We start from the raw sequence: 24,957 nt of genomic DNA, 5'->3' as shown, positions 1-24,957 counted from the left end.
GGTCAAAAGAGGCTGATTCCATCAGAAATGAGCAACACCACCACCAAGCAAATGTAAATGCCTCTCAAAATATGTAACACAAACGTTAAATTCGATGGGGTTAAATGCGTTGAGTTGGTTTCTGTAGAAGTTAAATAGGACACTTCGTAGATTTTAAAAAGTAAGCGTTTACATTTTTGCGATGATTAAGGGCCAATGTCTTATTTTACGGTGCTTGCATTTGATTTCAGCTTTGAGTCGGACTTATCGCAGTGAAAGTCCATCTTACCTCTTTTGATTTGCCTTCGATGATCAGTTCTTTAATGTTTCGTGGTTAAAAAATAAAAATAATCTTTGCTGGTCGTCGGTAAGTCAGTGATTGCTGACTGTGAACCTGGGTGATAGGCGCAATTTCCTGTGCAGAAGAATGACTCCGTGTGCAATTCAAAGCTGGCAGGCCTGGAGCAGTTGAAAATCAAATGGGTACAACTGCTCTGACTTGAAATTTTTAATTAGAAAGTAATGGCCATGAAAAACTCAATGAACAACTTAGTTAATGAAAAAAATTCTAACTCCAACGTTAACGGTGAATTCGTTACGTTGAACGATGAGCGTTATTATGCGGTGCGCAATGTGGATAGCATGGCACCGTTTTTTATCAGTATTATCTCCCCAGATGACCATTGGTTATTTGTCTCTTCCACAGGGGGGCTAACAGCGGGGCGTGTGTCTCCAGAAACAGCGTTATTTCCCTACATTACCGTAGACCGCATTCATGAAAGCGGTGCACACACGGGTCCTAAAACCATCGTCAGACTTGAGACTGATAATGGCTTTGTTTACTGGGAACCCTTCAATATTGAGTGTTACACCCTTTATGACATTCAACGCAATTTGTACCGCAGTACCTTGGGTAACAAAGTATGCTTTGAAGAGATAAATAAGACACTGGGACTGGTTTTCAAATATACATGGGAGACGTCAGAAGCTTATGGTTTTGCCAGAACCTGTGAACTGATAAACCAAAACCCTGAAGCCAAATCTTTGCAAGTGTTGGACGGATTGCAAAACCTGCTGCCTTCCGGAACCCCGCGTTTTACGCAAACTAATTCCAGTAATCTGGTTGATGCTTATAAGTGGACAGAACTAGATTCAAGCACTGGTCTTGCCATGTTTACCCTGTACTCTGGTATTACCGACAGAGCAGAGCCTTGTGAGTCGCTCAATGTTAATACCACTTTTGTTTTGGGGGCTGAGAACCCAAAAATATTGTTAAGCAGTGAGCAAGTTGGCCATTTCCGTCGCGACGGCAACATAGAGCAAGAAGATTATCGCCGCGGTATTCGCGGTGCTTATTTCGTGCATCAGGACATTGAACTTGGCAGCGAAGCTCGCACGACCTGGCAAACCATCACTGATATCGATCTGACTCAAAGCGACGCCGTTAAGTTACTACATGAGATAAAAGACGACTCTGCCGCATTACAGAGACGAATTGCCGACTCAATTGATGATGGCTCAGACAGGCTGGCGCGTATTATGGCTTCTGCAGACGGTTTTCAAGCCACTGGTGAAGAAAATGTTGCCGAACACCACTATGCAAACGTACTGTATAACGTACTTCGCGGTGGTATTTTCGATCAGCAATACACAGTCACCAAGCACGACCTGCTCAAAACCATAAGCATGTTTAACAGTGCCGTGTTCGCCAAAAACGCGCAGTTCTTAAATGAGCTTCCCGAGACGCTTGAGTTCGTTGAACTTGTTCGTTTGGTGGCCCATCAGCAAGATAAACAGCTACAGAGATTAGTGCAGGAATATTTGCCTATCACCTTTGGACGTCGTCATGGTGATCCGAGTCGTCCCTGGAACCAGTTCGCCATTAACCTTAAGGACGACGACGGTAATAGTTTGTTGTCTTACCAAGGCAACTGGCGTGATATTTTCCAAAACTGGGAGGCCCTGGCATACAGCTATCCAGAATTTGCCGAGGCAATGATTGCCAAATTTGTTAACGCTTCAACAATGGACGGCTACAATCCTTATCGCATCACCAAAGAGGGGATCGATTGGGAGGTAGAAGAGCCGGATGATCCCTGGAGCTACATTGGTTATTGGGGTGATCATCAAATCATATACCTGCAAAAGTTGTTGGAGGTGTCGCAAAAGTTTGGCCCTGATAAGTTGGGACAGTTGCTCTTTCAAGACATCTTTTGCTACGCCAATGTGCCATACAAAATTAAAACCTTTGAAGAGCTGGTCAGTAACGCCAAGGATACTGTGTATTACGACGAAGCATTGGCAGAACAGATTGAACATCGCGTCGCAGACATGGGATCAGATGGCAAGATGGTGTGCGCTGGCAGCGAAGTCTATCAGGTTAACCTTGTAGAAAAACTGCTGGTGCCATTACTCACCAAGCTGAGTAATCTGGTATTGGATGGCGGCATCTGGTTGAACACCCAAAGACCAGAATGGAATGACGCCAATAACGCCCTTGTAGGTCAAGGTTTATCCATGGTGACTTTGTATTATATGCGCCGCTACATCGCATTCTTGACTGATTTATTGGAGAGCAAGTCACAAGCCTTTAGCCTGTCTGCAGAGGTAGCTACCTGGCTAGATGCCACTAATCAGACACTTGCTGATGTTGCGCCAGCCTTGAATGGCCAGCAGGTCAGCGATGAGTATCGCTTTGAAGTTTTAAGCGCACTAGGTAAAGCGGCGTGCGATTACCGCGCAACTGTATACCAAAATGGTGGTTTTTCCGGTAAGACCGAAAAACAGATGGACGATGTCTTATCGCTACTGCGCAACGCACTGATTGCGGTCGATCACTGTATTGCCACTAACCGCGCGGATGACGGTTTGTACCATGCTTACAACTTAATTGAGTTCAATGGAGAGAGCTGCTCGGTGGCCTACTTATACCCGATGCTTGAAGGGCAGGTATCCGCGTTGAGCACTGGTAATATCGATGTCGACGTGGCATGTGATGTTCTGGAGAAGCTGTTTGACAGCGACGTCTACAGGCATGACATCGACACCTTTATGTTGTATCCGGATAGAGCGCAAACACCGTTCTTGCAGAAGAATACGATCTCCGAGAGCGATGCCAATAGCATCCCAATGTTAGCTTCTATGATAGCGGACAATGACTCGCGCATCGTAGTGAAAGACAAATCCAATGTTGTACGTTTCAATTCAGCAATCACTAATGCGGGCGAGTTAGTTGCGCGTTTAAAAGCTATCGACTCCGTGGATGAAGCACAATTGGCGGCCTGCAAGGCATTGTATGAGAAGGTATTTAATCACAAATCCTTTACTGGACGTTCCGGCGGAATGTTCGGTTTTGAAGGGTTGGGTTGTGTCTATTGGCACATGGTATCTAAATTATTACTGGCAGTGGCTGAAAACTTTGAGCGTGCGGTTTACTCCGGTGCTGATCAGCAACAACTGCAGAGACTAGGCAAGCTTTACTACCGGGTGCGAGGTGGTATTGGATTTAATAAAACCCCAGGTCAATACGGGGCAATACCTACCGATCCCTACTCTCATACTCCTAAACACGCTGGGGCACAGCAACCCGGTATGACAGGTCAAGTGAAAGAAGAAGTCATCAGCCGCTTTATTGAACTTGGGGTCAAGATAGAAGGGGGATGCGCGTCCTTTAATCCGGTGCTGATCCGATCTCAAGAGTTCAGCAAAGAAGCTTTCAGCTTCAAGTATCTGGATGTCAACGAGCAATGGCAATCGTTGCCTCTTGCAGCCAATAGCCTGGGCTTTACCTGGTGTCAGGTTCCTGTCGTCTATGAAATAGCAGATGCGGATACACCTGCTTTGACTATTCATTACGATGATGATTCACAGCAAACAGTGGAAAGCCTGAAACTGTCTCAATCGGATAGTGAACACTTGTTTAAACGCGATGGCAGAATCAAGTCCATCAAACTAAGCCTGTCTGGCGAATCTTTGTTTCAAGGGTGAGGAGCTGAACATGAGTCGTACTATCCCTTATAAAAGCCGCCATCTTGGTGGACTGGACATTTCGCGCTATTCAGCAGATGAACTGCGCAGTTTAGTTGCTAAGTTATTAAACAATAAGATTCATGGCATTTCATTTAGCCCTTATGTTGAGGGGCAAGAGCCAGGAAGCGAAATCACCGATCATCAAATTCGAGAAAGGCTCGCCATTATTGCGCCTTACGTTAATTGGATAAGAACCTTTTCCTGTACAGAGGGCAATGAAAAAGTACCCGCAATCGCCAAAGAGTTTGGCTTAAAAACCCTGGTTGGGGTTTGGCTGGATGGCGATAGAGAAAACAACGATGCAGAAATGCAGGGAGCCAAAGAGCTGGTGGATGCCGGCGTGGTGGACATGCTGGGGGTGGGCAATGAGGTGCTTTTGCGTGGCGAAATACCACCGGATGAGCTTGTTGCCTATATCAACAGAGCCAAAGCGTTTGCATCCGATATCCCGGTGGGTTACGTCGATGCCTATTATGAATTCGAAGACCACCAAAATGTGGCCGATGCCTGTGATGTTATTTTTGCCAACTGCTACCCGTTTTGGGAAGGCTATCCCGCCGAGCATGCATTGGTGTACATGAAAGATATGGTCCATCGCGCCAAGGCCTCAGGCAAAGGTAAACCTGTCGTTATCAGTGAAACTGGCTGGCCCAATTTGGGCACTGCCGAGGGCGCTGCTGAACCGGGTTTCGAAAATGCCGTTAGATACTTTATCAATGCCTGCAATTGGGTAGCAGAGCAAAATATCGATATGTTTTATTTTTCATCATTTGATGAAGCATGGAAAGTGGCGGATGAAGGGGATGTTGGTGCCTATTGGGGACTCTGGGATAAAGATGGAAAACCAAAATATTGGTGATACCCCAAGCGACAGTCTTATTGAAGTGCAATTTCCGGAGTGATGTGCGTCAACCATTCAGGTGCACACTAATGCTAGCAAGTGAGGAATAAATATCATGTTTCCAAGAGGGTTTTTACCTGCCGGTGCAGGCAACGCAATATGTTATTCAGGTTATCGTGAAGGGCAGGACCCAAGGACTGGTGTTTTTCCTGACTACGAACAGATTAAGCAGGATCTGTTGATACTACAAGGCGATTGGTCGCTGTTGCGATTATATGATTGTAGTCAGCATGCGCACACTGTTTTAGAAGTGATTGCCACCGAAGAGCTGGATTTTAAAGTGATGCTGGGAGCCGATCTTGGCGCTGAAGTGAGCAATCCAAATTGCCCTTGGGGAGCCGAGTATTCGGATGCTGTTTTGCAGCAAAATCGCGATAATAACAATAAAAATATCAATGATATGATTGCTCTTGCCAATTCTTACCCGGACCTGGTGATCGCGGTGTCTATTGGTAACGAAGCCAGTGTTGACTGGACTGATCACCTGGTTCCGGTTGAGCAGTTAGTGGCCTATGCAAAGCGGGTAAAAAGTGCGGTGGAACAACCCGTTACTTTTTGTGAAAACTATGTACCATGGCAGGAAAAGCTGCAGCCCTTAACACCCCATCTGGATTTTATTTCAGTGCACACTTATCCCGTTTGGGAATATCAGTCTATTGATAATGCGCTGAATTACACCAAAGAAAACTTGTTATCGGTTCGTGATAGCAATCCAGGTGTGCCTATTGTGATCACTGAGGCGGGCTGGACTACCATGTCCAATGGTCGAGGTATGGAGCCACACAATGCCAGTGAATCACTCCAGGCGCGCTATGTGCCTGAGTTATTGGACTGGTGCAAAGCTGAGGGCATTACTTGTTTTGTTTTTGAAGCGTTTGATGAACCCTGGAAGGGCTCAGAAGACCCTGCTGAGCCTGAAAAACACTGGGGCCTGTATCGTGTAGACAGGACCCCAAAACCCGTTGTGGCGGCATTGCAAAAATAACCACAACTCAAAAACTTAAAAGGTGACCAGAGCGTGTTGATCTTTGCTATGCAATTTTGCAGCTGGCTGTGTGCAATTTAGACAAGGCGAATGCTTGAAGGTCTAGTGGTTCTAAATCAAAAGCATTCAACACAGTATAAATTGCACACAGGCGCTGCCCGGAGGGTTCGTCATATAAGCGCTTTACTCTTTGTCACAGCCCTTTGACTTAGCACCACTAGGCCTGTAGGACTGTTCCGCGATTAAAGCGCTTATATATAGAACAAATCTCGTATAGCAAAGATTAACACGCTCTCAATGTCACCTTTTTTAGTTTTAGCGTTTTCTTTTACAACCCCATCAACGGTTATTCACAAGGTGATCTTCCAGCTCTTCCAGTGACAAGCCTTTGGTTTCCGGTAACCATTTCATAATGATAGCCAACCCAATAACTGCAACGATACCGTAGAGTAAGAAGGTCATTGCATTGCCAAGGTTTGCCAGCTCCCAAGGGAAGATAAGCTGGACACCAAAGCTCACCCCAGAATTTACAAGGCCCACGAAGGAAATGGCCACACCACGAATATAATTGGGGAATAACTCTGAAAACAATACCCACATAATCGGCCCCAGCGAAAACGCGAAGCAGGCCACAAAGCCGATAATGCTAAACAATATCTGGTTTTTATTCATGGTAATAGCCGCGGTTAACAGAGCTGATTCGTATTGAATGAAAAGAGCTTCGCCCAGGGTTTCCCGCAGTTTCGATTTGAATGCCAAATCGTTGTCAAAGACTTCACCTTGAAGGGCTTGAATCTCTGGTATTTTAATTTCTTTAGGCAACGTCTGATATGTTTCGGACGTAATTTGGTAGGTCGCGGAGCCAAAACCGTGGGACAGACTAAACATGGAGATGGCAATACCGGCCAAGCCCACCACAAGTAGAAGTTTACGGCCGACTTTATCAATGAGATAAATAGCCACAAAGGTGAAAATCAGGTTGGTTAATCCCACAGCGATAGCTTGCAAAAACGACGCGTCGGTGCCAATGCCGGATTGTTCAAAGATCATCGGGGCATAAAAGAACACAGCATTGATACCGGTTAATTGTTGAATGACAGAAACACTCAGGCCAATAAAAAGCACAAAGCGCAAGCGTGGATGAAATAAGTTTTTAAGTTTTTCAACGAGTGAGACATTGCTTTCCTTTTCGTCCTTTTTAAGGTGTTCCTCAATTTGCTGTAGCTCTTTCTCTGCGCCTTGTTCACTGTTAATGCGGTTTAGTGTTTGTTTAGCTTCACTCTGGCGTCCTTGTGCCACTAACCATCTTGGGCTTTCCGGTACCCTGAAAAGAAAAATGAAATACAGCAATGCTGGCAAAGCCTCGATGCCTAACATCCAGCGCCACTGCCATTTTTCAAGGCCTAATGCGGCAACCCAGCTTGCCTCTGAACCACCTAATTTGAGAATTAAATAGTTACTGAAAAAAGCCACTGAGATACCAACCACGATATTCAATTGGTTCATTGAAACCAGGCGACCTCGAAGGTGAGCAGGGGAGACTTCTGCAATATACATTGGAGCAATAATTAGGGCTGCACCAACGCCAAGACCACCCACCATTCGGGCTACAACCAGTGTGGTATAGTCTGGTGCGAATGCTGAGCCTAAAGCAGACACAAAAAACAACAGAGCTGCGGCTTTCAAAACGGGTTTGCGACCAAATTTATCACTCAACGGGCCCGAGACCATCATACCCAGTGTCGCGGTGAGCGTGAGTGAGGCAACGGCCCAACCCAACTGTATTTTAGTCAGCGCAAACTCGGCCTCTATAAATTTTACCACTCCGGAAATTACCGAAGCATCAAATCCCATTAAAAAACCGCCCAATGCAACGATAAGTGCAATTTGTGCGGTTTGTACTGTGTGAGCTTTATTTGTCATAGTTGTGTTCTGTGCTTGCAAGTAATGTCATGTACTGTATGACACTACGGAATTGGGTTTTTGATTTAAACTCTTTATAACAGTCTATTTCCGACCGTCTGTCAAAATGAGATGGAAGGGGGTCAGTGCAAGGTGTAGTGGAATCATCGCGTTAATTTATACTCATTCGGCTTGTGTATTGTTAAATATAAGACTAGGTTGTCTTGGAGAGATGTGAAATATAAGGGAGTGAGATGGGGTGAAGTATCTCGAGCGTGTTAAACGTAGGATGGAGCAAGACACCCGTTATTTGTTTTGGCTTTGGCAGATTGGCTTCTGGATTTTAGTGAGCCTGGTTAGCTTTTTTTCGCTCACTGTCTGGTATGAACAGTTTGAATGGCACTACATACTGCACACAACCGCGCAGGCAGTTTTTGGCTTTTTATTGACCCAAGTGCTTTATGTCGCTTTTAAGGCGATATGGCAAAAAAGAATTTTCATTCGCCTGTTACTGGGTTTTTTTCTGGTATTGGTTGCCGCATTTGTGTGGACGGCAGGTCGCATACAGGCTTTCCTGTGGTTAACCGATGAAATCAATATATGGGCTGACTTCGGTGGTTGGTATTTTGGTAGCGTATTTATCTTCTTGTGCTGGGCAGGCATGTTTCACGGTATTCGTTATTACAAACTGCTCGAAGCTGAGCACAGGGTTATGCTAGACGCTGAAGCGAAAGCTCGTGATGCCCAACTGCAACGTATTAATGCTCAGGCCATCGCTCGTGATGCGCAACTAAAAATGTTGCGTTATCAACTCAACCCCCATTTTTTGTGCAATACCTTAAATGCTATCAATGCCTTAGTGGAAGCAGAGATGACAGAGCAAGCGCAACAAATGACAGTGAAATTAAGCAAGTTTTTGCGCTATTCTTTAGATAATAACCCAGATACTAAGATTGCTCTGGAGCACGAATTGAGAGCTATTAATCTGTATCTTGATATTGAGAAAACCCGTTTTGGCGACAGACTTGCTCTGGCATTTGATATTGACGACGATGCCTTGCAAGCTTTGGTGCCCAGCTTGCTTGTGCAACCCATCATTGAGAACTCCATGAAACACGCGATTGCAAAGAGCGAGTCGGGGGGATTAATCGGTTTCAAGGCGGGCATTTATGAGGATTCACTCAAGTTAGAGTTGTATGATACGGGCAGTGGTACCAAGATTGCCAAAACCAAAATGCAGAGCGTTACCGGAAGAGGCGTCGGACTTCGCAATACCGGAGAACGATTAAAAACACTCTATGGTGGATTGTATAGCTTCAATGTTAGTATTGACCCATCCGGTGGGCTTCGAACTACCATTGTAATTCCTTTTGAAAAGGCTGCCTGATGAACAGGCTAAAAAGTTGAATGAGCAAAATAAGAAGTATAATTGTAGATGACGAACCTTTAGCGTTGAGTATTTTACGCTCCAAGCTAGGGAAGTTAGGCAACGTAGATATTGTCGCTGAGTGTCAAAACGGCAGAGAGGCCATTGGTAAAATAACGGAACTTAATCCTGACCTGGTCTTTATGGATATTCAGATGCCCGGACTCAATGGCTTTGATGTCATTAAGAAATTGCAGTCGGATATCATCCCACTGATCATATTCACCACCGCATATGAGCAATATGCGATTGATGCTTTTGAAGTACACGCGGTTGATTATGTGCTGAAACCGATTGACCAGGAAAGAATTGAGTTGGCGGTTAGCAGAGCGCAGGAAAGATTAAAGAATGATACCGAGGAGCAACCTCGACCCGCCATTAAAACTAACATTATTAGTGCCCTGGATGAGATTGAAGAACACGAATCGGGTGCTGCAACGGCCGAAGGTTCAACCTCAGCTGCCACTCCCCAGGTTAGCAATAAAGATAAAAAAATTGTCATCAAGGAAAGAGATGAGATCACATTGTTAAAACAAGAGACGATTGCCTGGGTAGATGCCGCTGGTGATTATTGTTGCTTGCATGCTGAGGGAGATACGCATATCAAGCGCACCACACTTAAAAACTTGTTGGACGATTTGGACCCGATGCGTTTCAAACGGGTGCATCGTTCTACCATCGTTAATCTGGATTTTATTGAAAAGGTTATCCCTCACACCAAAGGGGAGTTTTTCCTGGAGCTAGGTGATATGGATCGCATTAAGGTGAGTCGTAATTATCGCGATGTCATTAAAGCTTTTTTGGCTGAATAATAGCGATTTCATTACATCGCTTTTTTGTCTGTTAATGTATTCCGGTAATTAAGTCCATAGCCTAATGGGAATGCGGTTTCATATAGCGCTTCCTCTTTGGCAACTTCTTGCGATGGCTTATTGGCACTTCTAAGGTCGGGCCAAGAGAATGACAGCTTGCCAGTGAAATCAAAATCGCCAAATAAAACATCCGCCACTCCTTTACCCTCTGAGCCTGGCAGCCAGGCGGCAACAAAAGCGTCAGATTTGGCGATTACCTCACTGGCTACCATGGGTCTACCTGATACCAAAACAGTGACTATGGGAATATTGCGGGAGTGCAGGTAGTCGATTAAAGCGACGTCATCGGGGTAGAGCTCTGCTATATCAAGGCTTGTACCGTTACTTTCCCGCACATTGATAAAGCCGTTTATCTGATTGCCCATGTTGGTGATGTCTTGCTCTGAAATTCCAATGTCGCCCATACCTTCCGCGTAGGGGGTTTCGCCGATAACCACAATGGCAATATCAAATAGACTTGTGTCCAGGCTCACTTCAGTATCGGGAATCGTACTTGTAGTCGCTTTATCTAATACCGCGTTGCTGCAATAGTGATTTATCCCGTCCCAAATGGAATCCCCGACGATTTCATCGTTACCCGACACGCCCTGCCAGTTCAAGGTAAAACCCCCACATTGATGCCCCAGGTTATGGGCATTTTTACCGCAAACCAGGATGTTGGCTTCTTTGTGCAGCGGCAAAGCATTGTGTTCATTTTTCAGCAGAACCAGAGACTCTTGTACCGCCTGTCTGGCCAGTTCTTTGTGCTCTGGGGCGGCAAAATGTTTGTTAGCTGCCCAAAGACGGTTTTGGGGACTGGGTTTATCAAAAATGCCGGCAGCAAGTTTGACACACAAAATGCGCATTACCGCATCGTTTATTCTGCTAAGTGGAACCGTACCCATCTCCACGTGATTGCGTAAGTGCTCCAGAAATAACGTCCAGTTTTCAGGCACCATAAACATATCAATACCGGCATTAACACATTCACCTATTGCCAGGTAAAAATCATCGTTAACGTATTCAATGCCTTGCATGTCGGATACCACAAAGCCATCAAAGCCCATTTGGTTTTTGAGTAACTCCGTCAGCAGGAATTGATGGGCATGGCACTTAAAGCCATTCCAGCTGCTGAAAGAAGCCATGATAGTGAGAAGGCCTGAATCAATCGCGGCGGCGTAAGGAGCCGCATGGTTTTGCTGCAGTTCTTGTAGTGACATCCGGGTATCCCCCTGGTCAATACCTCCCGCAGTACCACCATCGCCAAGCCAATGCTTGCCACATGCAATTACTGAGTCCATGTGAAAGCTATTCTGTAAGCCTTCAGTGGCATATTGGCCAAACAAGCTGACTAATTCAGAATCCTGGGAAAAACTTTCGTAGGTTCTGCCCCAATGCAGATTATTGGCCACCGCAAGGTTGGGACCAAACACCCAATCAACGCCGCAGGACTGCACCTCATGACGAGTGACTGTGTGTATGGATTTAATGAGGTCAGGATTGCGCGTGCAACCCATGCCAATGCTATGGGGAAAGAGTGTTGCGCCGAGTGCGTTGTTATGGCCATGAATCGCATCTACACCGTAGATTATCGGGATCCGCGGCAAGTCTCCCCGCGGTTGCATTGATGCACTCCAATAGCTGTCACACATGGCCAGCCAACCTGCAGGAGAGTTATTTTCCGGGCAGGAACCAGCACTACTGAGAACCGAGCCTAAACTGTACTGATAGACGTCATCGGGCGTGCAGGTCATTCTGTCGGCTTGCGTCATCTGGCCAATTTTTTGCGCAAGACTCATTCTCGAAAGAATCTCCGCGGCTTTGTTCTTCACCCTGTCAGTAATTGGCTTTGTTGTCATGGTGTTGTCATCATGGGTTTATAATGGGACATCCAGTCAAATAATCAGGAAATCAGCCTGAAACTGGCTTCAGCGCCATCTGCGGAATTCGCACCGATCCACACTTTAAATTCCCCTGGTTCTGCGCGTTTTAGTTTATCTTTGCCATAAAATGCCAGCATGTCATGGTCGATGACGAAGCTGATAGTTTTACTCTCACCCGCAGCAAAATACACTTTTTGAAAACCTTTCAATTCTTTTGGCGGGCGGGTAATGCTGCCAAATAAATCCTGAATGTAAAGCTGTACGATTTCAAAGCCAGAAACATCACTATCGTTGTGTATTTGCACCCTAGCTTCGAGTGTTTTTCCAGCAATAAGTTCCGAATCAGAAAGACTCATGCTGTGGTAATTAAACTGACTGTAGGACAACCCAAAACCGAACGGAAATTGCGGCGTAAAGTGGGTGTCCAGGTGCGATGCGGCCATACCAAGCGAGGTTTGTGGTGCTCTTACCGGGATGTCATCGAGGTGCACAAAATTGTCATCGGTCACTGGTTTGCCGGAGGTTTTTTGACTGTAATAAATAGGGATCTGACCTACCTTGCGGGGGAAGGTAACGGGCAGTTTGCCACTAGGGTTGGCTTTACCGAACAGTAGGTCCGCAATCGCTGGCCCAGCCATAGTGCCGGGATGCCAACAGAATAACAGCGCGCCTGCATCAGGAATAACCGAACCAAGCGTCAGCGGGCGTCCTGCCAGAATCACCAGAATTAATGGCTTACCACAACTGGCAAGTTCCTTGATAAGCTCTTCCTGGCAACCGGGTAAATTCAGTTCGGCACGGCAATGGGCCTCACCTGACAGAATCGCTTCTTCACCCAAAACCAAAATCACGGCATCACTTTGGCTGATATCCCGTTTAATATTTTCCAGTTCATTTATCTGGTGGCTGCGGGAGGTATCCATGGCACGATGATAATGGACTGTGCCTTCATAGGTGCTGTTTATTCCTTGCAAAACCGTTGTGGAATGCTTCTCTTCGCCATCGAAGATCCATGTACCTAACTGCTCATAACCATCGTCGGCAAGAGGGCCAATCACGGTTAACCTATTGGTTTGCTCTGCACACAGAGGTAAGGTTTTATTGTCGTTTTTGAGTAAAACACAGCTCTGCATGGCGGCATCTTTGGCTGCATCGAGATGTGCTTGTGGTAGCTCTTGGGGATAGGCATGCGCCTGGATAGGGGCATTGTCAAACAGACCCAGGCGAAACTTCAGGGTTAATATGCGGCGCACCATGTCATCTAGTTTATCTTGGTGGGCTTTGGAATCGGCAACTATGTTTGCCAGGTGATCGCGATAGGTTGTGCTGACCATCTCCATCGCAACACCCGCGTCGAATGCGGTTTCAGCGCAGGCATAACTGTTCTCACAAAGCCCGTGTATGGTGAGTTGCGAAATGGACTCCCAGTCACTGACTACAAATCCCTGAAATGCCCATTCTTGCTGCAAAACATCATCCAGCAACCAGCGATTCCCCGATGCAGGAATACCATCCAGATCACTAAAAGAAGTCATTATTGTGGCCACGTTGGCCTCTGAGGCCGCTTTAAAAGGCTCCAGGTAAACGTTGCGCAACTCATTTTCTGGGATGTTGGTGGTGCAATAGTCACGTCCACTTTCTGCTGCGCCATAACCGCAGAAGTGTTTGGCACATGCCGCAATAGCAAAAGGTTGGCTAAAGTCATCGCCCTGGAACCCTGAAACCATTGCTTTTCCGAGTTCGGCGCACAAGTAGGGATCTTCTCCCAGGCTCTCGGCAATGCGTCCCCAGCGGGGATCTCTGCTTATATCTATCATAGGGGCAAAGGTCCAGTTGATGCCCGTGACCTTAGCCTCAGTTGCTGCAATCTGTGCGCCTTTTTTGACAACCTCCGGCGACCAGCTTGCTGCCTGGCCTAATGGAATAGGGAAAATGGTTTTAAAACCATGGATGACATCCCGTCCAATTAATAACGGAATACCCAGTCGACTTTCATTGATAGCAATTTGCTGTAGTTGATTAACCGTTTCCGGGTGATTTTCATTAATTACAGAGCCTGCCTGACCTTGTTGAATGGCCACCCTTAAATGCTCGGGGATATGCCCTTCAGCGCCTGATAATTGATTCAATTGACCGACTTTTTCCTCAAGGGTCATTTGGCCGAGCAGGCTTTCTACTCGTTGTTTAATCTCTTCTGTTGTATTGCTGTTAGTTTGCATTGAGTCTTTGAGCATCTATGTTGATGATTTTATTTTTGTCGCCGCCGTAATAAGGGGCATTGTTACTGTGCGAATAATTACATTATCGAAAGAGCGCTAACTTTCTATGTAAAAAAGACCAAATGGACCTGTCACAAGTTCATAGGGAAATAGAAATCAAGAAATTTGCAGCCAGGGCCTGATCTTCGATGGGGAGATTGCGATAGGGGATACGCCATGCGATGGGGTACTTATGACCATCTTACCCCTACAATGGGAGCGTCTTATCGTTTTTACATTGTATTAACCTTTGTAACTATTAATGTTATCTACGGCAAACAGGCACACACAAGAGAAAATAGATGTCAGAACAAATACACTATGAAACGGCGGAACAAGACAAGATCCCGTTGCACAAAAAAATAATATATGGATTTGGAGCGCTGGTGAATAACGCGCTTGCTGATGCTATGGGACGCATGATGATCGTTTTGAACCTTGGCTTGGGAATGAGCCCAACGCTTGCCGGGTTATTGGGGGCATTACCGAGATTATTGGATGCCTTGACAGATCCGCTTATGGGTTACATTTCAGACAATACTAAATCTCGTTGGGGCAGGAGACGGCCATACATTTTTGTTGGCGCCATATTGGTGGGGATCGTGTTTGCTGTACTCTGGCAGTTGTTGCCTGAGGGCGAATCAGAAGATTATTATTTTTGGGTATTTTTAGCGGGCTCCATCGTTTTCTACCTTGCCTATACTATTTTTGCCACGCCTTGGGTCGCTTTGGGCTATGAATTAACACCTGACTACCACGAACGTACCCGATTAATGGGGGTGCAAAGCTTTATGGGCTACTCGGTGTACATGGTGACGCCCTGGGTTTTGTGGTTTATGCAAAACGACGCTTGGTTTGACAATATTATGGAGGGAGCCAGCAGCCTCGCCATGATAGTGGGGGCATTTGCGATTTTTGTGGGGATCTTGCCGGCGATATTCTTAAAGGAAAAGATTACTGCGCCTGTGGGGTTAACTCCTCAAGAGTCCAAGTCGATGGGCATCAAGGACTTTTTCACCGGCTTCCTTGCCACTGTTAAGTTTAAACCCTTCCTGTGTTTGTGCGCGGCGACATTTCTGGTGTTTAATGGCTTTATGATGGTGTCAAACTTTCAGGCCTATGTGATTATCTATTACGTTTTTGGTGGTGATCAGGCATTAGGCTCTGAATACACCGGCTACGCCGGTACATTATCGGCTGCAGCAACCTTCTTTTCTATCGCCATTACCAGTTGGTTGGCGACAAAAATAGGCAAACGTCGGGCGTTCTTCTGGGCCATTGGCATTTCTGCCGTAGGCTATGGACTGAAGTGGTTTTGTTACAACCCTGATATACCATGGCTGTTACTGGTGCCCATGCCGCTGTTGGCCTTTGGATTGGGACCGCTATTTGCATTGATGGGCTCCATGATTGCTGATGTTTGTGACATGGATGAACTGGAAAGAGGCGAGCGTCGCGAAGGCATGTTTGGCTCAATTTTCTGGTGGGTGGTGAAGCTTGGTATGGCAGCTGCTTTGGCCATGGGCGGGGTATTGCTCACCGGCAGTGGTTTTGACGTTGAACTGGGCAATGCCCAAACGGAACAGGCACTGTTCTGGATGCGTTTCTTTGACGCATTCTTGCCTATGATTTTTTCTATAATCGCGATATTTATGGTGTATTTATATCCCATCACGGAAGAGAAGGCACACCAGATCAGAGAAGAGCTGGAAGCCCGCAGAGGTGTGAAGGTTTAACTCGTAATATCTATTCATTTAGTCGGGGCAACGCCGTTTGCCCCGGTTGTCGCATCATCTCTCAGTTATAAATTTCTTCAATCATCATCTTTATGTTGTTAAGGGGTAATTCCATCAGTTTAGGTTTGATTCGTACTGTATATCATTCTTGGAATGCTTCTTCATTTTAGAATCGTAGGGCAATTAAATCCCGTCACTCTAATCTTTTTTCTTCGAAGGGGAGATCCCCTTCAACCCCCTTTTGGCCCGGACGCGAGAAAACATAATCCTGTAGGTCGAACTTTAGTTCGACAACGATGTTAACTTCAACATTGGTGTCCGACTGAAGTCGAACCTACAGCATTGACTTGGGCAGCGTCCATGCTGCCAATCTTCTGGTTTGATCTGCTCTTTCAGCTTATCTCGCGTAAGGGCCAAGAAATACCGGTGCTTCGAACTAACGGTGGGGGAGGGGGTAATTAAATTGATTATTTTAGACGGATATAACTAATAAAATTCTAAATCTAGATAATGGCTACCTTTGCCATTATCTGCCATCATGTTTGACAAAGACTCATTGTTGGGAGTTACAAATGGTCTCGTTGAATGTGTCGCTGCGAGAGGAAATGCGTAAGTGGATTGATGAGCAAGTTAAGTCTGGAAAGTTTGCCAATGCCAGTGACTATATCCGCGATCTGGTGCGTCGCAATCAGAGTGAGCGAGAAGCCATCAATCTTGCTTTGATTGAAGGGGAGCTAAGCGACGAAAGCTCAAAGAATGTTTTGGATATTCTTAAAGAAAAAAGAATTGAGTGCTAAACCGCAATATGAGTCACTATATTCTCTCAAACAAAGCAGAGGAAGATATCGCTGGTAATTACGAATACAGCGCCAATACCCACAATGACATCCAAGCTGAGGCCTATCTTGTCGCCCTTCATGAAGCCCTGTCTATGCTATCCGAATCGCCAAATTTGGGCACGTCAGCTGCGGACATCAGAGCAAATTATTTTCAGTTTTCAGTGTAAAAGCACATGGTCTTCTACAAAAAAATCAACGATAACATTTTGGTTGTCAGGGTACTTCACCAACAAATGAAATACGCCATGCATTTTTCAAACTGAGTTGTTTGGCTAACGATATTAAAAGGTAAATGCTGAAGCGATTATTTTCAGGGAACCTGACCCTTTAGTTCTATTGTCAAAAAACACATAATTGTGGACCTTAGACAAACGACTTTCAAAACTCGCTGAAGAGTTTGATAGCAAATATCTGTAGCCACCATTTTTTACCTTCCGGGGCTTGGTTATAACCATATTAAAACTTCATGAAATTCGACTGAAGTGATCGTCAATATCTATCGTTTTGCGAATGTTTGATTGGCGAGTGTTAAGGGGCAGCTTTGTGCCATTAGCGGTCATCAAAAGTTTTGTATTTGACCAACTCAAACAAGCGTTTGCTCCCATATTCAGAAAAACGACCCAATGGGTTGTTTCTGTCCTCCGACCAGATATTGAGAATTATCTATCCTTCATTAGCGGCCTCTCTTGGATAAATTTGTTATCACTGGTACAAAGTATATAATCGACCCAAGTTAAAGTAGAAAAACGCGCAATTTGCGCACTATTAAATTGTTAGGTGCTATGCGTAGATACAAACTAAAGGAGCCACTATTTTATCTATTTGCAATTCCTATTTTTTTATTGGCGTCAGTTCTGTATAGGGTGGTAGTAGAAGGGTTATCATTGATAGCGCTGTTACAAGATATCTTTTATAACTATCAATTTGATCCTGTAACAGTCGTTTTCTGCACTCTTTTATCGCTGGCAATGTTTAGTGGTTCCTTTGTAATTCAAAACTACTTTCCAGAAGTGAACAGCATTGATCACTGGTTGCAGCGTGTTGTTTATGTAATCGCTTTTTGTATCAGTTTCTTTATACTTGCGGCAGTCATAATGCCAATTACAGGTGTTCTGTTGTGGTAACGCACCTAACAACAAAATCAATCGGACTCCTAACATTTGGCTGCGCTCATGCTTCGCTTAGTATAGCCAAATGTCATTCGACGTTTATTTAAAAGTTATAGTCATTGAGCTAGCGCAAAGTGGCAGTCTGCAATCTTAAACAATAAAGCTATCAGTGCCAGACTATTAATATCCTTGGGCTTGAGAATGACAGGTCGAAGCATCTGTGAGGGAAGATTCGCTAAATACCTCTCTGTTGCTTAGTTCGAAGTCCATGGGTATTTTGCCCATTCGCGAGATAAGCTGAAAGAGCAGATCAAACCTGAAGATTGGCAACAGGGACGTTGCCCAAGTCAATGCTGGCACAGGGATGTGCCATCATTGACGGACTTCAGGTTCTGCGAATGAGGCTTATGCTTTCTCGCGCCTTGGGCAGAAGGGGGTTTTAGGGGAGCGCCCCTAAGAAGAAAACATATCAGAACACTAAAGTTTAGTGTTTCGCACAAGTCAGAATGTTGTTCGGTGAATGCCATATATGTCGGGAGCATTTAAACGGCCAGTCGGACATCAGCGCTAAAATTCGACCCACAGGTCTTATGCTTTCTCGCGCCTTGGGCAGAAGGGGGTTTTAGGGGAGCGCCCCTAAGAAGAAAACACATCAGAACACTAAAGTTTAATGTTTCGCACAAGTCTGAATGTTGTTCGATGAATGCCGTATATGTCGAGAACATTTAAACGGCCGGTCGGACAACTGTGGTGAAATCAACAACCTCGTCGAACAGGTCTTCTTTTGCTCCCTGCAAAAAAGACATTCACGCAATCCATGGCGCTCAAGTTCGACCTACATTGCATTTGTAAATTATTTCACTTCAACAAATTGAAAGGAGATTGAAAACCTGTCAGCAGTGCATGGCGGATGCATACACTGCTGATGAGATAGTCAATGCTAGTGGCCATCACCGGGCTTGACTAGTTTAGCGCCTTTACTGATGGAGGCGCAGCCTTTACCGGTTTCAGGATCCTTGCTGCACTGGTATACCCTGACATAATCGATGCTTAAGCGCTGCGGAAAGATCTCTGCATCGATGCCTTTTTCATTGACGTTTGATGCCCAGGCGCCACCAACGGCGTTGTTGAAGATCAAGTGATACCGCTTATCAAAAGGAGCGGGTTGCGGCCGGCGTACTTTGTTTCCGGCTTCATCGGTGTATTCTGAATACCAGCCTTCAGCGGTTTGCGTGGCGTAATGTACGTCATCCATGTACCAGCGAATTTCGCCTTCTTCCCATTCCACCGCATAAGTGTGATAACCCGTTGCCGGGCTGAAGCCGCCAGGTGGTTTATAGGCCGTACCTGTGTAGACATTGTTTGGCCAGGCTGCGCCATAGTGTAAGGTACCGTGGATGCGGGTTTCTGGCGCGTCACTGAGTTTGCCGTTAGCGTCGGTTTTGGCACCTATGTTTACCGCCTCCATAATATCAATTTCGCCGGAGGCAGCCCAACCACCATAATCTTCATCTGTAGGTAACATCCAGAAAGCTGGCCACGTACCTTGCCCATAAGGAAGCTTCATTCTGGCTTCAAAGCGGCCGTATTTCCAATCGCCTTTGTTATTAGTGCGGATGCGACCAGAAGTGTAGGGCAGGGTTTTGGTAATGTTGGGATCGTAATTGGGGGAGCGTTCTCGCTCCGCAGGCCCGGTGTGTTCCTCTTTACGGGCTACGATATGTAATTTACCATTTTCGAATTCGAAATTACTCGGTTTGTCCACATAACACTGCTGCTCGTCATTGCCGCCGCCCCAGCAATTCACCACTACATTCCATTTGCTTCTATCCAGCTTGTCATCGTTGAACTCGTCTTGCCAGACTAACTGCCAGCCTTTGTCTCTCCAGTTTATTTTTTCACTGGCTTGGGATTCAGCGGATTTGCCTAGTTCATTTGCTACTGTTGCAAATGAGCATACTGCTAGTGACGCTACCGCTAACTTACTCAATGCGCTGTAACCTTTGTGGGAAAGATTTAATGGCATAGTTTTATTCTCCATCACATATTTGGGGGATTTGTCCGGATTGGTAATCTTCAGTTCGTGCAATCACAATATCCGAAACCAGCATTTGCGTTCCTGTGGAGGAACTCAGCTCAAACGGCGCCATCAATTTACTGAAGTTAACACCACGTTGTTTTAAACAGCTAAGCGGCACTTGCAGGGTATGCCACTTATTCTCAGTAAGCTGGCTAAGAGAAGGGCTTAAGTCCAGGTTATTGTCACACGGGTCCATGCAAATCATGTTTAATGCCACTGATGAGCCTAAACTCTGGATATTAACGTCGAAAAACAGACTGGCGTCATTTTCAAGATAACGTAAGAAGTCTTCAGGGAAGGGCTTGAATATCATCATCGAGGCGGGTGCCTGCCAGGTTAACTGCAAGGCGTCTTCTTGAATTCTGCGGTCTCGCGTCTTAATGGTTAGTTCGGCGCTGTCCAGCACGCTTGATGTCATTTCAATGCGAGAATTGTCTGTGATGGCCAGCAATTCCCAAGGTGCCTTCACGGAGCCTTGATACAAAGCGAATACCGGTAGTTCGTTGTTGTTTTCCTCTACCTCTTCGTTGAGTAACGGCAGGTTTTGCTGTTCAGCGCTGTAACTCAGACCATAGCCATAAGCAAACAGTGGCGACTGGCCATCATGGCGATTTGCTTGTTGGTCTGGCGAGGCCGGCCAGGAAAAGGACAAACGACCTTCAAAGTCATATTGCACTTCGCCCTGTTCATCGGTAAATAGCACGTCGGCAATTCCTTGTGCTTCGGTACCGGGCAGCCAAACGGCAACAAAGGCATCACTTTGATTGATTTCTGCATTAACCCACATAGGTCGGCCACTTATGAAAAGCGACACCACAGGGATATCTTGTGCTTTTAGCTTTTTAAGCAGCGCCAGATCCGACTTACTGCCGCGTTGATACTCAACATTGTCAACGTCACCATTGCCCTCTGCATACGGCTCCTCACCAAAGACCACAATTGCCACATCGGGTTTGTCTTGGTATTCGCCATCAACAGCGAGTTCTACCTGGCCTCCGGCCTGACTCACGGTAGCTTCGATACCTTGATAGATAGAGCTACCGGCAGGAAAATCTTCGTTAGTGTTACCCGTGCCTTGCCAGGTAATGCTCCAGCCACCAGACTGTTTACCGATATTATCGGCGCCATCACCGGCCACCAGTATTTTTTGTGTCGGAGCCAGGGGCAAAAGCTGATCGTTGTTTTTTAATAGCACCAGTGATTTTCTAACGGCTTCTCTGGCGATATCTCGATGTGCCTGAGCACCAATCAATTCTGCTTTGCCTGCATATTTTCTATTGGCGGGGGAGGGTTTATCCAGAATGCCCGCTCTCGCTTTTACTCTTAAAACTCGGGTAACAGCATCGTCAAGACGGGACTGCAAAATCTCGCCAGATTTAACTTGTTTAATCAGGTTTTCATACAGCGGTTTCCAGGCTTGAGTGGGCACCATATAGATATCCAGACCGGCATTGATAGCCGCCGGGCAATTGTCATTGGTGCACCCTTGTATCTGGCCGTGGCCATTCCAGTCACCCACCACAAAACCGTCGAAACCCATTTTTTGTTTTAATACTTGGGTTAATAAATACTCACTGCCGTGGATCTTTTTACCATGCCAACTATTAAAAGAGGCCATGACTGATTGCGAACCGGCGGTGAGTCCATGAACATAGCCCTGAGCGTGAATATCAAACAGTTCCTGCTCTGAATCGATGTTGTTTCCCTGGTCATCGCCGTCGACTGTACCGCCATCTCCAATAAAGTGTTTTACCGTGGAAATGACCTTGTCGTCAGCAAAAAAGCCTTGGGTTTTATCACCCTGCAATCCTTCGACTATGGCTCTTGAATAAGCGCCGATAATTTCAGGATCTTCTGAATAACTTTCATAGGTTCTTCCCCAGCGGTCATTTCTAGCAGCTGCCACGGTTGGTGCGAAAATCCAATCGATACCCGTCGCCTGTACTTCAATAGAAGTTGCTGCGGCAATGCGTTTGATAAGCGCTGGATCATTTGCCGCTCCCAGGCCAATATTGTGTGGAAAAATCGTGGCGCCAATAACATTGTTATGGCCGTGTACCGCATCGGTACCCCACATTGTTGGAATGGAGCTGCCGTCTAAGCTGTCGTCTACCGAAGCTTGATACATTTGTTCCGCTAGCGTCACCCAATCGGCAATGCTTGAGTGTTTGTTATTGTTGGGGAATCCACCACCACCGTTGAGGTAAGAGCCGAAACCATACTTGCGCATGTCTTCAACGGTAATATCCCGAATTTCCGGTTGAATAATCTGGGCAACCTTTTGTTCCAGGGTCATGCTGGCCAACAGTTGCTTGATTCTGGCCTCTATCTCTTCGTCTCGCTGTATCTCTATTTTCAGCTCAGGCCAGATTGCCAAGGCGTCTTGTGCTTTTGCTTCCTCGGTGTGAGTTGCAGACGGTTTGTCGGCAGGAGAACAGCCCAAAATTACACTGCTTAACAGCAGTGGGTAAAAAGCAGACCTGCTATTTTTGAGTCGATTGAATAGCTTCATATCTGTCTCCTTTATTGCGCCATTTTTTGCGGCTTAAAGCCTGCAACGCCATAGAATGATATATAGACATAGCACACCAGAGGTAAAATGAAAGACAGTTGCACGCCAATAGAGTCGGCTAAAACGCCCTGCAAAAGCGGAATTATCGCGCCGCCTACGATGGCCAGACACAAAATCCCCGAACCCTGGCTTGTGGCTTTACCCAGGTTTTTAATGGCCAGACTGAAGATGGTAGGAAACATAATGGAGTTAAACAGGCCAACCAGGATAACACTCCACATGGCTATTTTGCCCGACGTGGTGATGGTGGTGACTAGCAGTAAAATGGCCATGACACTATTAAAAGCCAATATTTTGTTAGCTTTTATATAGTTCATTATCAATGCGCCAATAAATCGCCCGATGAGTGCGCCTCCCCAAAAGTAAGCGACATAATTGGCGGCTTCACCCTGGGACATGGCTCCGATGTTTTCATCTGAAATATAGTTTACCAGGAAGCTACCAATGGAGACTTCTGCGCCAACATAGGTGAATATGCCGATGGCACCCAGCACCAGGTGTTTGTATTTCCAGGCTGACTCTGTGGTTTCAACCACGTCTTCTGACGCCTCTGTAGTATGGGTATCCGGAATGTGAATGCGTTTAAAATAAAGGCCCAAAACAACCAGTATTAATGCCAATGTAAAGTAGGGAAGGATGACCTTGTCTACGGAAGCCTCGGCACCATGGCTACCGCCAAAAATTAAAATGCCGCCAACAATAGGCCCAGCCGTTGCGCCGAGTGAGTTAAATGCCTGAGTCATGTTGAGTCTGGCAGAGGCAGTTTCAGGCTTGCCCATCAGTGTTACCAGCGGATTAGCCGCCACTTGTAAAATAGTGATACCCGATGCGAGTATGAACAGTGCGCCCAGAAACATCCAGTACGCCGGTAGCTTTGCTGACGGGATGAATATCAAGCATCCTAATGCTGCAGTAACAAGGCCAATAACAATGCCTTTCTGATAGCCAGATTTTTGAATCAACTTACCCGCGGGTATGGAAATCAGAAAGTAGGCACTGAAAAAGCAAAACTGCACCAGCATAGCCTGGGTATAACTCAATTCGAAAACCCCTTTTAAGTGCGGGATAAGAATATCGTTAAGGGAGGTGATAAGTCCCCAAATGAAAAATAGTGAGGTAAGAGAAATCAAAGCAAATTGATTATTGATGTGTGCCCCATTACTTTGATGGGTCGCGGCTCCGCCACTAAAATTTCCAGCCATACAAGTTTGCCCAAAGTTATTGTTATTAATTGCTATTAATAACCCTAATGTTTCAGGCCAGAGGTGTCGAGTCGCTCAGGGAGGTTTTACCGCTTCAGTGATCCCTTTCATCGAAATCACTGCGGTCTTGCGCTATTTCTGTGGGGAGGGGAGGCTTTTTTAGAGAGTTTTTATACTGTTACGGGAAATCATAACGGGGTCAAAAATGTGGTTATTAACACTAAAATCCTTGTTATATATTTTTTGCAGTATCATCTTGGCTGCGGTTTCCCCAATATCTCTCATGGGGTATTTCACTGTGCTGAGTTTAGGTTGTAAAAAGCGGGAAAATTCGATGTCGTCGAAGCCCACAAGTGAAATGTCGTCAGGGATGCGCAACCCATTTTCTCGAATGGCTTCTGCGGCACCATAGGCCATCTCATCGTTGCCACAAGAAACTGCTGTTATTGCCTCGCCTGAGTTTAGTATTTGCATCATCCCTTTGTAGCCAGAGTCAACCTGAAAGTCACCTTCGAACACCAGCTCTGGGCGCAAGGCTATTCCGGCCTCTTGCAATGCCGCTTTATGACCGGTAAAGCGATCCTCGGCATCAGCTTTCCATAATGAGCCCGTGATGTAAGCAATGCTTTTGTGACCGTTATCTATCAGCGCCTGCGTGGCGATGTAACCCCCTTTGACGTTATCCAGAGTGACACAGCGTTCGGCAATTTCGGCGATAAACCGGTTAACCACCACAAAATCAACGTTATCGTTAGCCAGTTGCACAAGGTAATCATTGGATACGGCTTCGAGGTGCAGGATAAGGGCATCACAGCGACGACTTAACAAAGACTCAATGGCTTTTACTTCATCTACTTCGTTACTGTGACCGGCAGCAATAAACAAATGTTTGTTGTCTTGTTTTAATAGTCGTTCGGTTCCCGATAGCAGGTCACCAAAAAAGGAGCCATGTAGTTCCGGCACTACGTAGCCAACAGTATTACTTTTATTGGAGGCTAGCGACTGAGCGATAAAATTAGGACGATAGCCCAGCGCTCTCATGGCGTCTTCGACTTTGGCTTTGGTTCCGGGTTTAACCTGATCGGTGTTGTTAATGACTCGTGACACTGTCGCCAGAGAAACACCGGCCAGTTCCGAAACCTGCTTGATGGTTGCCATGAATTAGTTTTTAAAACTCAACGAGATAGATATTTTCTTTATATTCT

At 45.9% G+C, this 24,957-nt stretch carries 15 protein-coding genes; 8 read left to right on the top strand and 7 right to left on the bottom strand.

The features are described 5' to 3' along the window. The first annotated feature begins 519 nt into the window (after window positions 1–519). The 3 genes from ACXAGP_RS02760 to ACXAGP_RS02750 all read left to right on the top strand — a co-directional run bounded on the left by ACXAGP_RS02760 (window position 520) and on the right by ACXAGP_RS02750 (window position 5,894). Window positions 520–3,966 (top strand): hypothetical protein, encoded by a 3,447-nt coding sequence (locus ACXAGP_RS02760; protein WP_475259377.1) that lies wholly within the window; start codon window positions 520–522, stop codon window positions 3,964–3,966. A gap of 10 nt (window positions 3,967–3,976) precedes the next feature. After that, a complete protein-coding gene (locus ACXAGP_RS02755; RefSeq protein WP_475259376.1) occupies window positions 3,977–4,867 on the top strand; it encodes a glycoside hydrolase family 17 protein in 891 nt (296 codons plus the stop codon). Between the two features lie 97 nt (window positions 4,868–4,964). Further along, window positions 4,965–5,894: a glycosyl hydrolase family 17 protein gene (locus ACXAGP_RS02750; protein WP_475259375.1), complete on the top strand. Its 930-nt coding sequence runs from the start codon at window positions 4,965–4,967 to the stop codon at window positions 5,892–5,894. Window positions 5,895–6,233: 339 nt separating this feature from the next. Here ACXAGP_RS02750 and ACXAGP_RS02745 read toward each other — a convergent pair whose 3' ends face one another. Continuing rightward, the gene (locus tag ACXAGP_RS02745) at window positions 6,234–7,817 is read right to left on the bottom strand and encodes a sugar porter family MFS transporter (RefSeq protein ID WP_475259373.1); all 1,584 of its coding nucleotides are present in this window, start codon (window positions 7,815–7,817) and stop codon (window positions 6,234–6,236) included. A gap of 238 nt (window positions 7,818–8,055) precedes the next feature. On the opposite strand from ACXAGP_RS02745, the gene ACXAGP_RS02740 reads away from it, so the two are divergent. Together ACXAGP_RS02740 and ACXAGP_RS02735 are read left to right on the top strand one after the other, a co-directional pair. After that, on the top strand, window positions 8,056–9,183 hold the full coding sequence (locus ACXAGP_RS02740; protein ID WP_475259372.1) for a sensor histidine kinase: 1,128 nt from the start codon (window positions 8,056–8,058) through the stop codon (window positions 9,181–9,183). Window positions 9,184–9,203: 20 nt separating this feature from the next. Then, window positions 9,204–10,034, top strand: coding sequence for a LytR/AlgR family response regulator transcription factor (locus ACXAGP_RS02735; RefSeq protein WP_475259370.1), 831 nt, complete (start codon window positions 9,204–9,206; stop codon window positions 10,032–10,034). 11 nt (window positions 10,035–10,045) lie between these two features. Here the strand turns inward: ACXAGP_RS02735 and ACXAGP_RS02730 are convergent, their stop codons facing one another. Further along, window positions 10,046–11,932, bottom strand: coding sequence for a glycoside hydrolase family 3 protein (locus ACXAGP_RS02730; RefSeq protein ID WP_475259368.1), 1,887 nt, complete (start codon window positions 11,930–11,932; stop codon window positions 10,046–10,048). Window positions 11,933–11,976: 44 nt separating this feature from the next. Beyond that, window positions 11,977–14,175, bottom strand: coding sequence for a glycoside hydrolase family 3 N-terminal domain-containing protein (locus ACXAGP_RS02725; protein ID WP_475259367.1), 2,199 nt, complete (start codon window positions 14,173–14,175; stop codon window positions 11,977–11,979). Window positions 14,176–14,516: 341 nt separating this feature from the next. Here ACXAGP_RS02725 and ACXAGP_RS02720 point away from each other — a divergent pair, with 341 nt between their 5' ends. The 3 genes from ACXAGP_RS02720 (at window position 14,517) to ACXAGP_RS02710 (ending at window position 16,956) form a co-directional block, all read left to right on the top strand. Then, window positions 14,517–15,950 (top strand): MFS transporter, encoded by a 1,434-nt coding sequence (locus ACXAGP_RS02720; protein WP_475259366.1) that lies wholly within the window; start codon window positions 14,517–14,519, stop codon window positions 15,948–15,950. 572 nt (window positions 15,951–16,522) lie between these two features. Then, the gene (locus tag ACXAGP_RS02715; RefSeq protein WP_475259365.1) at window positions 16,523–16,747 is read left to right on the top strand and encodes a type II toxin-antitoxin system ParD family antitoxin; all 225 of its coding nucleotides are present in this window, start codon (window positions 16,523–16,525) and stop codon (window positions 16,745–16,747) included. After that, on the top strand, window positions 16,741–16,956 hold the full coding sequence (locus ACXAGP_RS02710; RefSeq protein ID WP_475259363.1) for a type II toxin-antitoxin system RelE/ParE family toxin: 216 nt from the start codon (window positions 16,741–16,743) through the stop codon (window positions 16,954–16,956). The genes ACXAGP_RS02715 and ACXAGP_RS02710 overlap by 7 nt, the downstream gene beginning before the upstream one ends. Before the next feature lie 1,882 nt (window positions 16,957–18,838). Here the strand turns inward: ACXAGP_RS02710 and ACXAGP_RS02705 are convergent. From ACXAGP_RS02705 to ACXAGP_RS02690, 4 genes are all read right to left on the bottom strand, one after another. Then, window positions 18,839–19,924, bottom strand: a complete 1,086-nt coding sequence (locus ACXAGP_RS02705; RefSeq protein WP_475259362.1) for a glycoside hydrolase family 16 protein — start codon at window positions 19,922–19,924, stop codon at window positions 18,839–18,841. Window positions 19,925–19,928: 4 nt separating this feature from the next. Then, entirely contained in the window at window positions 19,929–22,490 is a 2,562-nt protein-coding gene (locus ACXAGP_RS02700) for a glycoside hydrolase family 3 protein (protein WP_475259361.1), read from the bottom strand. 11 nt (window positions 22,491–22,501) lie between these two features. Next, the gene (locus tag ACXAGP_RS02695; RefSeq protein WP_475259360.1) at window positions 22,502–23,752 is read right to left on the bottom strand and encodes a sugar MFS transporter; all 1,251 of its coding nucleotides are present in this window, start codon (window positions 23,750–23,752) and stop codon (window positions 22,502–22,504) included. A 159-nt stretch (window positions 23,753–23,911) separates the two neighbouring features. Next, entirely contained in the window at window positions 23,912–24,910 is a 999-nt protein-coding gene (locus ACXAGP_RS02690) for a LacI family DNA-binding transcriptional regulator (protein WP_475259358.1), read from the bottom strand. Window positions 24,911–24,957 lie beyond the last annotated feature (47 nt).

The organism is Planctobacterium sp. AWM4_229 (assembly GCF_056160305.1).
The sequence above is the reverse complement of the archived record's forward strand: the minus strand, read 5'-3'. Positions and strand labels throughout refer to the sequence as shown.